The organism is Synechococcus sp. L2F (assembly GCF_024345695.1).
Taxonomy (GTDB): domain Bacteria; phylum Cyanobacteriota; class Cyanobacteriia; order PCC-6307; family Cyanobiaceae; genus MW101C3.
Genome location: NZ_JAGQBP010000004.1, coordinates 80,484 through 93,123 on the forward strand (window position 1 = coordinate 80,484; position 12,640 = coordinate 93,123).

At 71.2% G+C, this 12,640-nt stretch carries 13 protein-coding genes; 8 read left to right on the forward strand and 5 right to left on the reverse strand.

The annotated features are described in order from the left end of the window. Nucleotides 1–11: 11 nt before the first annotated feature. The 3 genes from thiS to ribF form a co-directional block, all read right to left on the reverse strand. Complete coding sequence (gene thiS / locus KBZ19_RS11485; RefSeq protein ID WP_094512617.1) at nt 12–221, reverse strand: sulfur carrier protein ThiS; 210 nt, start codon at nt 219–221, stop codon at nt 12–14. A 39-nt stretch (nt 222–260) separates the two neighbouring features. After that, a complete protein-coding gene (locus KBZ19_RS11490; protein ID WP_255101032.1) occupies nt 261–1,367 on the reverse strand; it encodes a thiamine phosphate synthase in 1,107 nt (368 codons plus the stop codon). 229 nt (nt 1,368–1,596) lie between these two features. Next, entirely contained in the window at nt 1,597–2,613 is a 1,017-nt protein-coding gene (gene ribF, locus KBZ19_RS11495; protein WP_094512619.1) for a riboflavin biosynthesis protein RibF, read from the reverse strand. A 139-nt stretch (nt 2,614–2,752) separates the two neighbouring features. Between ribF and KBZ19_RS11500 the strand changes: the two genes are divergently transcribed. Further along, nucleotides 2,753–3,352, forward strand: coding sequence for a DUF3611 family protein (locus KBZ19_RS11500; protein WP_094512620.1), 600 nt, complete (start codon nt 2,753–2,755; stop codon nt 3,350–3,352). Here the strand turns inward: KBZ19_RS11500 and surE are convergent. Continuing rightward, on the reverse strand, nt 3,335–4,162 hold the full coding sequence (gene surE / locus KBZ19_RS11505; protein WP_255101033.1) for a 5'/3'-nucleotidase SurE: 828 nt from the start codon (nt 4,160–4,162) through the stop codon (nt 3,335–3,337). The two genes, KBZ19_RS11500 and surE, sit on opposite strands and share 18 nt — an antisense overlap. Nucleotides 4,163–4,259: 97 nt before the next feature. Between surE and pheS the strand changes: the two genes are divergently transcribed. From pheS to KBZ19_RS11525, 4 genes are all read left to right on the forward strand, one after another. Next, entirely contained in the window at nt 4,260–5,267 is a 1,008-nt protein-coding gene (gene pheS / locus KBZ19_RS11510) for a phenylalanine--tRNA ligase subunit alpha (RefSeq protein ID WP_255101034.1), read from the forward strand. Nucleotides 5,268–5,359: 92 nt separating this feature from the next. Beyond that, nucleotides 5,360–6,316, forward strand: a complete 957-nt coding sequence (locus KBZ19_RS11515; protein ID WP_255101035.1) for an NAD(+) kinase — start codon at nt 5,360–5,362, stop codon at nt 6,314–6,316. Next, a complete protein-coding gene (locus KBZ19_RS11520) occupies nt 6,313–6,981 on the forward strand; it encodes a response regulator transcription factor (protein ID WP_094512624.1) in 669 nt (222 codons plus the stop codon). Before KBZ19_RS11515 ends, KBZ19_RS11520 begins: the two co-directional genes overlap by 4 nt. Beyond that, the gene (locus tag KBZ19_RS11525) at nt 6,978–7,586 is read left to right on the forward strand and encodes a DUF192 domain-containing protein (protein ID WP_315856355.1); all 609 of its coding nucleotides are present in this window, start codon (nt 6,978–6,980) and stop codon (nt 7,584–7,586) included. The genes KBZ19_RS11520 and KBZ19_RS11525 overlap by 4 nt, the downstream gene beginning before the upstream one ends. Nucleotides 7,587–7,852: 266 nt before the next feature. On the opposite strand, the gene cbiE is transcribed toward KBZ19_RS11525, so the two are convergent. Further along, on the reverse strand, nt 7,853–9,262 hold the full coding sequence (gene cbiE / locus KBZ19_RS11530; protein ID WP_255101036.1) for a precorrin-6y C5,15-methyltransferase (decarboxylating) subunit CbiE: 1,410 nt from the start codon (nt 9,260–9,262) through the stop codon (nt 7,853–7,855). Between the two features lie 53 nt (nt 9,263–9,315). Here cbiE and KBZ19_RS11535 point away from each other — a divergent pair, with 53 nt between their 5' ends. From KBZ19_RS11535 to KBZ19_RS11545, 3 genes are read left to right on the forward strand one after another with little or no spacing between them, the layout of a single operon-like run. After that, nucleotides 9,316–9,567, forward strand: coding sequence for a hypothetical protein (locus tag KBZ19_RS11535; RefSeq protein ID WP_094512626.1), 252 nt, complete (start codon nt 9,316–9,318; stop codon nt 9,565–9,567). A 27-nt stretch (nt 9,568–9,594) separates the two neighbouring features. Further along, the gene (locus KBZ19_RS11540; RefSeq protein WP_255101037.1) at nt 9,595–12,102 is read left to right on the forward strand and encodes a GH116 family glycosyl hydrolase; all 2,508 of its coding nucleotides are present in this window, start codon (nt 9,595–9,597) and stop codon (nt 12,100–12,102) included. Beyond that, nucleotides 12,099–12,617 (forward strand): DUF3122 domain-containing protein, encoded by a 519-nt coding sequence (locus tag KBZ19_RS11545; RefSeq protein WP_094512628.1) that lies wholly within the window; start codon nt 12,099–12,101, stop codon nt 12,615–12,617. Before KBZ19_RS11540 ends, KBZ19_RS11545 begins: the two co-directional genes overlap by 4 nt. The last annotated feature ends 23 nt before the right edge of the window (nt 12,618–12,640 follow it).

A 12,640-nucleotide genomic window follows, 5' to 3' on the forward strand; every position in this document is an offset into this window, starting at 1 on the left:
ATGGCTCGAATCTAGGAACCACCCCCCACGATGGTGACGACTTCCAGAACGTCGCCATCGTTGAGGGGCTGCTCCGGCCAATGCCGCCGGGCCAGCACCGTGCCGTTGAACTCGACCACCACCAGGCGGGGCTCGTAGCCGAAGTGCTTCAGCGCCTCCTGCAGGCTGAGACCTGCCTGGCACTGGCGGGCCTCACCGTTGAGTTTCAGAGAGAGGGTCACGGCAGCGGAAGGGCGAAGAGGTGGTGGAGGCGACGGAGTTCAGGGCAGGGGTGGTGAGGGAAATGGTGCTGAGTGAAGTGGTGGCAGGGCGGCCAGAAGCTCGCGGCTGGCCGCCGCCGGATCGGCGGCCTCCATGATCGCGCGCACCACCGCCACCCCCCGGGCGCCGGCCGCCAGCACCGGCGCGAGCGTGGCGGCCTCGATGCCGCCGATGGCGAAGAAAGGCAGCGGGCTCTCCGCCGCAGCCTCACTGAGATAGGCGAACCCCACCGGCGCGCGGCCAGGCTTGGTGGGCGTGGCATGCACGGGCCCCACCCCCACGTAGTCACAGCCATCGGTCACGGCCTGGCGCAGCTGCTCGATGCAGTGGGTGCTGCGGCCGATCAGACGCTCCGGCCCGAGCAGGCGACGGGCGATCGCCGGCGGCAGATCCCCCTGGCCCAGGTGCACGCCATCGGCGTCCACCGCCAGGGCCAGATCCACCCGGTCGTTCACCAGGAACAGGGCACCATGGCGAGCGCAGTGCCGGCGCAGGGCGGTGGCTTCGGCGAAGCGCTGGCTGTCATCGGCCTGCTTGGCCCGGTACTGCACCAGACGGACCCCCGTCTCCAGGGCCGCCGCCACCGTGGTTTCGAGAGCTTCAAGGGTCTGGCAGGGGCTGGTGATCAGATACAGCCGGCAGGAGGCCAGCTGCTGGCGCCGGTGGCCCAGGCCCGCCGTGGCCTGGAGCACGGCCACTTCCAGGTCGTAGGCGAGATAGCGCAGCGCTGAGGCCTCCGCCGCCAGCTCCGGATCGCTGCTGCGGCCGAATTCCTCGAGCACCCGCAGGGCTTCCTGCACCCGGGCGGCATTGGCCCCCAGCACTGCCGCGGAGCCAAGCCGCTGCTGCTGGGCCGGATGGGCCAGGCCCGCCGCCGGATCGGTGGCGCTGTGGCGCGCCTGCTTATAGATGTCCTGATGGCGCCGGCCGAGACGCTGGCGCATGTCCTTGCTGCGGGCCACCAGGTCGTCGCGGCCGAGGCCGAAGCGGCACCAGTCTTCGATCACCCGCAGCCCCTCCCGGGCCCGGTCGAGGTTGGCGTCCAGCAGGCGCAGCACGGCCGGCTCCGCCAGCTGCGGACCGGAGGCAGAGAAAGGAACGTCCATCGGAGCAGGGGAAGGGTTGAGGCAGGCAACGGTGAGGCCGCGTGGCGGCGGGCCTGTGAAGCAATGAGACGGCGTGGAGGTGAGCCAGCCAGGTGGCAGGCGGGCGGACCGCGCCGGGATGGCGCGGCGGGAATGTGGGGACGGGACGGAATGGGCTCGTTAGGGTGGAGGACCATTCTCAGAGCCCATGAATTCCGGCGGCGGCGACAGCCCGATGTGGGTGCTGGTTTCAGGGATTCTGCTGCTGGGCGGCATCGCGGCCTTCATCAGCTGGGGCCTCACGAACGCCTATCCCGCCGCCTGAGCTGGCCACCGCCGCTTCAAGCATGCGCTCGGGCATCAAGGCGCGGGCCTGCTCGGCATCCCGGCCGATCTGGGCCTTGAGGTCCTCCAGGCTCTCGAACCGCTGCTGGCAACGCAGCAAGGCCAGCGGCTGCACTTCCAGCACGCGCCCCTCCAGCTCGATCTGGCGATCCAGCAGGTGCACCTCCACCGCCGAGGGCGCCAGGGGGTCCACCGTGGGCTGCGGCCCCAGATTCATCACCGCCGCCATAGGGCCGCCACCCTGGGTCCAGGCCAGGGCGGCATACACCCCCTCCAGCGGCAGGAACTTGCGCCCGTCCACCGCCAGGTTGGCCGTGGGCCAGCCGAGCGTGCGGCCCAGCCGGCGCCCGCGCCCCACAGTGCCGCTGAACCGGTAGGGACGCTCCAGCAGCCGCCCGGCCTCATCGATCCGGCCAGCGGCCAGGGCCCTGCGGATGCGGCTGCTGCTCACCCGCTCGCTGCCATCCCACAGCATCGGCAGCACCGACACCTTCAGGCCGTGCTGGGCGCCGATCGCGACGAGGGCAGCCGCATCACCGCAGCGGTTCACGCCGAAGCGGAAATTCTCTCCCACTGCCACCTCACGGCACTGCAGCGCCCCCACCAGAACCCGTTCGACGAACTCCTGCGGTGTGAAGCAGGCGAGCTCGCGGGTGAAGGACACCATCACCAGCTGGCGGATGCCGAAGGGTTGAAGCAGCGAGAGCTGCTCGCTGGGCAGATCGAGGCGCAGGCGGGGCTCGCCATGCAGCAGCTCGCGGGGATGGGGCCAGAAGCTCACCACCGTGGGCACCAGGCCAGCGGTGGGGGCGGCAGCGATCGAGGCAATGACCCGTTGGTGACCCTGGTGCAGGCCGTCGAAGCTCCCAAGGGCGACGGCGGTGGGGGTCAGGGCATCCTGGGGAGATCGCAGCGGTATCAACTGTCCAGACGGTTCCCGCGGGGGTCCATCCTTCCACGCGGCGCCGGGCGCTGTGGCCTGGCGGTCAGGGCCTCGCAGCACGGGTGGCCGGCCATGCCAAGTTTGTTGCCATTCGCCCTTCCCCACGCAAGCGCCGCCGATGGCCGATCGCCTCGATCTCCAGCTGGTTTCCGCGGCGGTGCGTCGCATGGCCTGGATCCGTTTCTGGACCCAGGTGGTGCTGTCCGTGGTGGTGGTGGGGGTGCTGATCTTCAACAACATCGGCACCCGGCTGATGGCCAACACCCAGCGGGCCCTGGGGCTGGGCCCCGGGCTGTCGCTCACGACGCTGTCGTTTTTCGTGCTGCTCTGGAGCCTCTGGCAGGGCTGGCTGATGGTGCGCTGCGGCCGCGCCCTGGCCAGCCCGGTGCGGCCCAGCCGCGGCGAAACCGGCCGGCTGATCAAGCGCAGCGTGCTGGGCGATCTGCTTGGCCTCACCCTGGCGGCGGTGGGCTACCAGGCCCTGGCCGGCAGCCTGTTCGTGCAGGCCTCCATGCAGGTGCCCGGCTTCTTCGGCGCCCAGATCACGACCCCCGGCGGCGCGGGCGGCAACGTGATGGGTCTGCCGATCACCTCGATCGAGATGCTCTCGGTGCTGAGCAACACCCAGGTGCTGTTCGCCCATCTGGTGGGCCTGCTGCTCAGCCTGTGGCTGCTGCAGCGGGTCTACAGGCCGCTGCCGTCAGAGCGGCCCGGCTGAAAGGGACCCCCGCACCAGCAGGGGATCGAGTGCCGCAAGTTGCGACAGCGCCCCGCGCCAGAACAGTTCCGGCTGCAGCGGCGTGAGCGCCGCACCACCGCTGTGCACCTGCTCCACATCCGTGGGCCAGTCGCGCGGGCCGGCGGTGGCCGCCTCCAGATCGTTGACCACCTCACCAGCGAGCCAGTAATAGGCGCGGCCGCGGGGATCGGTGCGGCAATCGAACTGATCCACGTAGCGGCGCACCGCCGGGCGGCACCAGCGCACCGGGCCGATCGCAGCGGCGGGCTGGGCCGGCACGTTCAGGTTCAGCAGCAGGCCTTCGGGCCAGCCACCGGCGAGCATCTGCTCGGCCACCTCCAGCGCCAGCCCGGCCGCCGGGCCGAACTCGCGCCAGTCGAAGCAGGCGCTGCTCACCGCCAGCGCCTTGAGGCCCTCCAGGGTGCCCTCCATCGCCGCCGACACCGTGCCGGAATAAAAGACATCGCTGCCCAGGTTGGGGCCGTGGTTGATGCCGGAGAGCACCAGATCGGGCGGTTCCGCCAACAGGCGGCCCAGGGCCAGCTTCACGCAATCGGAAGGGGTGCCGCTGCAGGCCCAGGCCACCACCCCTTCGGCGAACAGGGCATCGGCCCGTTCCGCCCGCAGCGGGGTCTGCAGCGTGAGGCCGTGGCCGGTGGCGGAGCGTTCCTGGTCGGGGCAGACCACCGTGACCCGATGCCCCCGGGCGGCGGCGGCATTCGCCAGGGTGCGGATGCCCTCGGCGAACACCCCGTCGTCGTTGCTGATCAGGATGCGGAGGGGATGCATCGGCGCGAGCACAGCGGCGGCAGAGGTGGAGGGATCCAGCCTGGCGGCAACCTAGGCGGCCCGGATCCGTACAGTCGAGCCGCTACGCCACCCCTCCGTGAGCGCCACGATCACCCTCCAGCAGCTCACCGATCAACTCGATGCCCTTGAGGCAGAAGCGGCCGCCGAGGTGCGGGCAGCTCCCGTCGCCGCCGACCTGGAGCAGTTGCGGGTGGCGCTGCTGGGCAAGAAAGGGCGGCTTTCGGCGGTGCTCGGCGCCATGGGCAAGCTCTCGGCCGAGGAGCGGCCGCTGGTGGGACAACGGGCCAACCGGCTCAAGGAGCAACTGCAGGCCCTGCTGGGCGAGCGGCTGGAGGCGCTGCGCGAGGCCGCCATGGCCGAGAAGCTGCGGGGCGAAAGCCTCGATGTGACCGCACCGAGCCGCTACGTGCCCGCCGGCCACCGCCATCCACTGATCACCACCACCGAGGAGATCGTCGACATCTTCGCCGGTCTCGGCTACCGGGTGGAGGAAGGCCCGGAGGTGGAGACCGACCACTACAACTTCACCGCGCTCAACATCCCGCCCCACCACCCGGCGCGGGACATGCAGGACACCTTTTATCTGACGACCAGCACCCTGCTGCGCACCCACACCTCACCGGTGCAGATCCGCCATCTGGAGCAGAACCCACCGCCGGTGCGGATCGTGGCGCCGGGGCGCGTGTACCGACGGGATGCAGTGGATGCCACCCATTCGCCGGTGTTTCACCAGGTGGAAGTGCTGGCGATCGACGAAGGGCTGGATTTCAGCCACCTGCGCGGCACGGTCACCACCTTTCTGCAGGCCTTCTTCGGCGACCTGCCGGTGCGGTTCCGCGCCAGCTACTTCCCCTTCACCGAACCCTCCGCCGAGGTGGACGTGCAGTGGCGCGGCCGCTGGCTGGAGGTGATGGGCTGCGGGATGGTTGATCCGGCGGTGCTGGAGGGGCTGGGACTGGACCCCGAGCGCTGGAGTGGCTTCGCCGCCGGACTGGGGGTGGAGCGCTTCTGCATGGTGCGCCACGGCATCGATGACATCCGCCGCCTCTACACCAGCGATCTGCGCTTCCTCGAACAGTTCTGACCCTGCGGAGCGCCCGCCAGGATCCCCACACCAGCACCACCACTGAGAGCCGGACCCCCCTCATAAACTCTCGAAACCCCTGCGCGCGATCGGTGCCCTGCGTCGGACTGATCGTCAACGACGGCAAGGCTGTGGCCGTCCGCACCGCCGATGCGATTGAGGCGCGCTTCATCGCCGCCGGCAACAGCGTGGTGCGGGTGAGCAGTTCCGGCGGCATGGTGGGCTTCGCCAACCCCGACACGCACCTGCGCAGCCTCGGCTACGCCGCCTGCGTGCCGTCCAGTTTTCATGGGGCAATGCAACTGGCGGTGGTGCTCGGCGGGGATGGCACCGTGCTCTCCGCCGCCCGCCAGACGGCCCCGATCGGGGTGCCGATCCTGACGATCAACACCGGCCACATGGGCTTCCTGGCCGAGGCCTACCTCAACGAGCTCGATGCCGCCATCGACCAGCTGCTGCAGGGCAAATGGACGGTGGAGGAGCGCACCATGCTGGTGGTGAGCGTGATGCGGGGGGAGCATCGCCGCTGGGAGGTGCTCTGCCTCAACGAAATGGCCCTGCACCGGGAGCCGCTCACCAGCATGTGCCACTTCGAGATCGCCATCGGCCGCCACGTGCCGGTGGACATCTCCGCCGACGGGGTGATTCTCTCGACCCCCACGGGCTCCACCGCCTATGCCCTCTCCGCCGGCGGTCCGGTGATCACCCCCGACTGCCCGGTGCTGCAGCTCACCCCGATCGCGCCCCATTCATTGGCGTCCCGCGCCCTGGTCTTCAGCGACCGGGAGCCGGTGACCGTGTTCCCCGCCACGCCCGAGCGGCTGATGATGGTGGTGGACGGCAGTGCCGGCTGCTACGTGTGGCCGGAAGACCGGGTGCTGATCCGCCGCAGTGAACATACGGCCCGCTTCGTGCGGCTGCACGACCACGAGTTCTTCCAGGTGCTGCGCAACAAGCTGGGCTGGGGCCTGCCCCATGTGGCCAAACCCGACAGCCATGAGCACGGCGGCGGCGGCCCGCGCCCGGAGACCGGGGATGAGCGGGCGTGAGCCAGCCGTTGATCCTGCTGATCGGCCCGGAGGCCGAAGCGATGGCGCCGCGGCTGGAAGCCTCCGGTTACCGCACCGCCCTGGCGGGCTCCCTGCCCGAGCCCGCCGCCGCGGTGCTGCTGTCTGGGGAGATCGGCGCTCTCAGCATTCCTGCCCTGCGGCTCACGATGGAGCAGGTGCCCCTGCTGCTCGACATCGTCGAGGACAGCGTGGAGGGCCGCTCCGAGTGCCTCAGCGCCGGTGCCAATGATTTCTGGCTGTCGTCGGCCGGTGCCAGCGATCTGCTGACGCGGCTGCGGCTGATCCTGCAGCGGCGCGTGCAACCCCTGCCGATCAAGGCCGTGCTGGAGGTGGCCGATCTGCGGCTCGACCCCACCCTCAAACGCGTCCAGCGCGGCAACCGCGTGCTCACCCTCACGGGCCGTGAATACCGGCTGCTGGTGCTGCTGGTGCGCCAGGCGGGCGAGGTGCTGAGCCGCGAGCAGATCCTGCGGGAAGCCTGGGACGACCAGACCGAAGCTGCCAGCAACGTGGTGGAGGTGTATGTGCGCTACCTGCGCCAGAAGCTGGAGGAGGGTGGTGAGCGCCGCTTGATCCATACGGTGCGGGGGCGGGGCTACTGCCTCTGCGATCGTCAGCTTCCCAGCGGCAAGCCGGCGCCATGACACCCACCCCCCTGCGCACCAGCGGTCAGAGGCCCGCAGCCTTGCCGGCCCTCAGTGGTCCCGTACGAGTAGTCGGGCGGGGGGACTTGCTCCGGGTGATGGGGCTGGGCGTGCTGGCGGCGGTGGTCGGGCCGGTTGGGGCCATAGGGGCCGCTGCGGCCGGCGGGGCATCCACTGCGCAGGGGCCCCCGCAGTTTCTGCCGCTGGAAGCGGAATGGTGTCTGGAGCATCCCGCCAGGCCTGCTGGCTGCATTCAGCTGGAGATGCCGCGCAGCGTGCGCCAGATGGCCCTGGGGTTGATGGAGCGGCCCCCGCTCGGCCCGTTGCGGGGCATGTGGTTTCGCTTTGATCCGCCCACACCGGTGAGCTTCTGGATGCACCGCGTGCCCCAGCCACTCGACCTGATCTACCTGCGCCAGGGGCGGGTGATCGCCATCGATGCAGCCGTCCCGCCCTGTCCACGCCTGCCATGCCCCAGCTACGGGCCGGCGGAACCCGCCGATGGGGTGGTGGAGCTCCAGGCTCACGAAGCCCAGCGGCTCGGGATCGTGGTGGGCAGCCCGGCACCCCTGCGCTGGCTCCCCGGCCGGGGAGCTGGCCGCTGATCGGTGCGTGGCCAACCACAGACGGAAAACAGGAAGCACTGATCTCTGAGCACTGATCTCTGAGCACGGAGCGCTTCGTCGCTGAACGGTGAGCTCTGAACAGTGCGTACCGAGCGCTAAGCACAGAGCGGCTGCATCAGGGAAAGCTGGGGCAAGCAGCTCAGCGGATGCGCAGGATTGGATTGGCGAAAGTGGGCCCGTTGCCGCTGGCCGCCCTGCCGACCGCCTTTGCCTGGAGCCGCCGCCTGCAGGCCGTACCGCTGCGCTCAGGCCCCGGCCACTGAGCGGCGCCCTTTCAGCACCAGCACCGGGTTGAGCGGCGCCAGGCGGGTGCCTTCGGCCAGGGGCGCACCGCGCCAGGCCTGGTGCTGGCTCACGCCCACCTCCAGCTGGCCCCGCTCCAGCACTGGCCGCAGCTCCGCCAGCGCCTCCACGGTGGCCAGCGGAATCACCACCACACCGCCGGGCCGCAGGCGTTGCAGCACGGCCGCCAGCAGTGCGGCGCGGCCGCGGCCGCCACCGCCGATCAGCACGCGGTCGGGGTCGGGCAGGGGGGAGGGGTGCTCGCCAGGGGCGCAGGCCGCCAGCGCCTCCAGCTCCAGCACCCCGGCGGGCCGCACCCCCAGCCGCTCGGCATTGGCCTGGATCAGCGCCGCGGAGCCGCCGCGCCGCTCCACCGTCCACAGCTGCAACTGGGGCCGCAGGCGCAGGGCCTCCAGGCCGATCGAGCCCACCCCGGCGCCCAGATCCCAGAGCACGCCCTTGGCCGGCAGCTCCAGGTCGGCCAGCAGCTGGATCCGCACCTCCCGCTTGGTCATCAGGCCGGGCCGATCGGGATGCTGCAGCCAGAGGCCGTCGTCGAGGCCGAACAGGGGCAGGCCGGCCGGATCGGGAGCGGTTGGGGGCTCGGCGATCAGCAGCACCAGGTGCAGTGGATCGAGATCACTGGGCAGGGGTGCGGTGGGGGCCAGCCGCATCAGCCGCTCCTGCGGATGTCCCAGCCGCTCGGCCAGCCACAGGCTGTAGGCGGCCTCCAGGCCGCTGGCCCGCAGCAGGCGGCGCACCTCCTCGGCGCCGCCACGCGAGGGGTCGGTGAGCACCGCCAGCGCCGCGGGGCGCTGCTGCAGCCGCTTGGCCAGGGGTTCCGTTTCGCGGCCATGCAGGCTCACCCAGCCGGCGTCCTGCCAGGGGCGGCCCAGGCGCGCGAAGGCCAGCTGCAGGCTGGTGGGCGCCGGATGGAAGTGCAGGCGCTCCGGCGGAATGTGCTGCAGCAGCAACCGGCCGATGCCGAACCAGAGCGGATCGCCGCTGGCCAGCAGCACCACCGACTCGCCAGCGGCAAGGGCCTGCTGCAGGGCCGCGAGCAGCGGCTCGGGCTTGTCACTGGCCAGCAGACGCGGGGGCTTCCAGGCGAGGGCGGGGCGGGTGGTGGCTTCGATGGCCTCATTGGGCTCGACGGCCTCGGCAGCTTCAGTGGCCGCAGCCGCCTGCGTCGCCCAGGCGGCCAGCCGGGCCTCAAGGCCGGGATGCAGCCGGGACGGTGCCGCCAGCAGGGACGCCCCCCGCACCAGCTCCAGCGCCGCCGCGGACAGGGAGGCGAGGCCGCCCGCGTCGGTGCCGATCACCTGCAACGGCGGGCCTTGCTGCCGCCGGCCGGCCTGCGGGTCGCTGCTCATGCCGGCAGGTCGGCGAGGGAATCCGGCCATGATGACCGCCCCCCCGTTTCGCCATGGCTGAGCCGCCCGATGCCGCGATCCGCAGCCGTCGCCAGCGGATCCACGAACTGGTGCTGGCCCTGCTGGCGCAGCAGGGGGATCTGGAGCTGCTCGACGGCGATGGGGCCGCCCTCAGCGGCAACCCGGGCGAGGCCGGCCAGTGGCTGGAGCGCAACCGCCGGGTGGTGGCCCGCTACCAGGCCCTGGTGCGCTCGGCCGTCACCCTCGACGCCCTGATCGACCAGGACAGCAACGGCCAGCTCTGACAAGCTGGCCCCACCTTGTGCAGCACCATGGCGCGCTTCGGCTTCTCCGCTCTCCAGACGCTGCTGGGACGCGGGGGCGGCAAGGGGGGGTGGCAGGCGCCGCCGGCCAGCTGGCAGCGGCCCTTCGGCCTGGGCTGGGACTCGCCCTATACGGTGCGCTACGCCAGCAACCTGGACGACGGCCCCTGGCACGGCATGCCGCTGGGCGGCTTCGGCGCCGGCTGCATCGGCCGCAGCTCCGCCGGCCATGTGAATCTCTGGCACCTCGATGGCGGCGAGCACTGGTTCGGCACCCTGCCCGACTGCCAGTTCGCCCTGTTCGAAAGCGACGGCACCACACCGCTGGCCATGGCGCTGGCCACGGCGCCGGAGCAGGACGACTCCCGGCCGGGCTCCGGCGAGAACCCCCTGCCTGCCTGGCAGTGGTACCCGGCCAGCAGCGCCGAGCAGCAGACCGGCACCTACGCCGCCCGCTACCCGCTCAGCTGGTTCCAGCACAGCGGCGTGTTCCGTGCCGGTGTCTGCTGCGAAGCCTTCAGCCCGATCCTGCCGGGCGACTACGCGCGCAGCAGCTACCCGGTGGCCGTGTTCCGCTGGCAGCTCAGCAATCCCACTGAAGCGCCGCTGGACCTCTCGCTGCTGGTGAGCTGGCGCAACACCACCGGCTGGTTCACCAACACCGATCCCAGCGCCGCCGTCACCTTCCGTGATGACGGCAGCCCCGAGCACAGCTACGTGCCGGCGATCGGCCATGGCGCCGGCCAGCGCAACCGCCAGATCAACCAGCCCGGCCTGAAGGGGGTGCTGCTGGAGGGGCCGATCAGCACGCCGATCGCCGAAGGGGAAGGCCAGTGGTGCGTGGCGGTGCCCGACGACCTGCCCGGCGTGGAAGTGCTGCGCTGCAGCCGCTGGGATCCCACCGGCAGCGGCGCCGAGATCTGGGCCCCGTTCGCCCGCGACGGCTCCATTCCCGCCAGTGACAACGACCGCCGCAGCAGCGCCGGCGAGCAGGCCAGTGCCGCCATCGCCCTGCGGCTGCGGCTGGAGCCCGGGGCCACGATCGAGCTGCCGGTGGTGATCAGCTGGGACCTGCCGGTGACCGCCTTCGCCAGCGGCCAGCAGGCGCTGCGCCGCTACACCGATGTGTTCGGTGGGAGTGGCACCAATGCCACGGCGATCGCCGCCGAGGCCCTGCGCGACTGGCCCCAGTGGCGCGAGGCGATCGAGGCTTGGCAGCAGCCGGTGCTGGAGCGCAGCGACCTGCCCGAGCCGATCCGCATGGCGCTGCTCAACGAGCTCTACGACCTCGCCAGCGGCGGCAGCCTCTGGACCGCCGCCACAACCGCCGACCCGGTGGGCCGCTTCGGGGTGCTCGAGTGCCTGGATTACGCCTGGTACGAAAGCCTCGACGTGCGCCTCTACGGCTCCCTCGCCCTGCTGCAGCTGTGGCCCGAGCTCGACAAGGCGGTGCTGCGCAGCTTCGCGAGGGCCATCCCCGCCGCCGACGCCACGCCACGACCGATCGGTTGGTACTTCACCCAGGGCAAGGGGCGGGTGGAGGCGGCCCGCAAGCTGGCGGGGGCCACGCCCCACGATCTGGGCGCTCCGAACGAGCGGCCCTTTGATGCCACCAACTACACCGCCTACCAGGACTGCAACCTCTGGAAGGACCTGGCCAGTGATTTCGTGCTGCAGGTGTGGCGCACCTTCCAGCTGGCGCCCACCGGCAGTGACCTGCGCTTCCTGGCCGACTGCTGGCCCGCCGCGGTGCAGGCCCTGCAGTACCTCAAGACCTTCGACATCAACGACGACGGCCTGCCCGACAACGGCGGCGCCCCGGACCAGACCTTCGACGACTGGGCCCTGAAGGGGGTGAGCACCTATTGCGGCGCCCTCTGGATCGCGGCCCTGGAGGCGGCCCTGGCGATGGGGCAGCGGCTGCAGCTGGATCTGGGACTCGACACCAGCGCGGAGCAGCGGCAGTTCAGCGACTGGCTGGAGCAGTCGCGGGCGAACTTCGACCGGCTGCTCTGGAACGGCGAGTACTACCGCATCGATGCCGGCAGCGGCACGCCGGTGGTGATGGCCGATCAGCTCTGCGGCGACTTCTACGCCCGCCTGCTGAACCTGCCGCCGGTGGTGAGCGACGCCAACGCGCTGTCCTCGCTCACGGCGATCCGCGACGCCTGCTTCGAGCGCTTCGAGGGCGGCAAGCTCGGGGTGGCCAATGGCCTGCGCCGCGACGGCACGCCGCTCGACCCCAACGGCACCCACCCATTGGAAGTGTGGACCGGCATCAACTTCGGCCTGGCCGCCTACTACCGGCTCATGGGGCAGACCGGCACCGCTCTGGCGATCACCGGCGCCGTGGTGCAGCAGGTGTACGACGGGGGCCTGCAGTTCCGCACCCCCGAAGCCCTCACCGCCGCAGGCACCTTCCGCGCCTGCCACTATCTACGGGCGATGGCGATCTGGGCTCTGTGGGCCACACACACCCAGTGGCAACCGATTCCGGGCAGTGCCCGTCAGCCATGAGCAGCGGCTTGCCGTCCAGGGCGCTCACCCTCGCGCTCTCCCTGCTGCTGGCCCTGGGCGCACTGGCTGGCCTGATCGGCCTGGCGCCACCGGCCTTCGCCCAGATTCACAGCCACCCCGACGAAAACGGCACGCCGGTGGTGCGCAGCCTCGAGAGCCTGCGGGATCTCGACGACCAGAGCTGGCAGCTGGTGGGCTACCGGCAGGGGCCACCCGGCGGCCCGCTGCGCCTGCGCATCGTGGGCTATCCGGGCAAGTTGCGCCTCGATCACCCCACCCCGCTGGCGGTGCGATCCGGGGTGTTCCAGTGGGAGCTCGCCGATCTCACCCTCGCCAATCCCCAGCTCACAGCCGATGCCCGGGCGGCCGCGGCCGAATTCGATCTGGCGCCGCTGCTGGCCGACCTTGACCGCGACCGGCCGCTGCGTCTGCGGCTGCGCGGCGGATTCACCGATCTGCTGGTTCCTCCCTACGTGGTGGCTGAATGGCGGCAGCTGCCGGACGCGCCCCTTTGAGCGCTGTGCCGGCTGACTCCGGC

Excerpts from the sequence above, each read along its gene's own strand:
- KBZ19_RS11490 (WP_255101032.1), bottom strand. The coding sequence starts at position 1,367 with ATGGACGTTCCTTTCTCTGCCTCCGGTCCGCAGCTGGCGGAGCCGGCC.
- KBZ19_RS11500 (WP_094512620.1), top strand. The coding sequence starts at position 2,753 with ATGGCCGATCGCCTCGATCTCCAGCTGGTTTCCGCGGCGGTGCGTCGC.
- surE (WP_255101033.1), bottom strand. The coding sequence starts at position 4,162 with ATGCATCCCCTCCGCATCCTGATCAGCAACGACGACGGGGTGTTCGCC.
- KBZ19_RS11525 (WP_315856355.1), top strand. The coding sequence starts at position 6,978 with ATGACACCCACCCCCCTGCGCACCAGCGGTCAGAGGCCCGCAGCCTTG.
- cbiE (WP_255101036.1), bottom strand. The coding sequence starts at position 9,262 with ATGAGCAGCGACCCGCAGGCCGGCCGGCGGCAGCAAGGCCCGCCGTTG.
- KBZ19_RS11535 (WP_094512626.1), top strand. The coding sequence starts at position 9,316 with ATGGCTGAGCCGCCCGATGCCGCGATCCGCAGCCGTCGCCAGCGGATC.
- KBZ19_RS11540 (WP_255101037.1), top strand. The coding sequence starts at position 9,595 with ATGGCGCGCTTCGGCTTCTCCGCTCTCCAGACGCTGCTGGGACGCGGG.
- KBZ19_RS11545 (WP_094512628.1), top strand. The coding sequence starts at position 12,099 with ATGAGCAGCGGCTTGCCGTCCAGGGCGCTCACCCTCGCGCTCTCCCTG.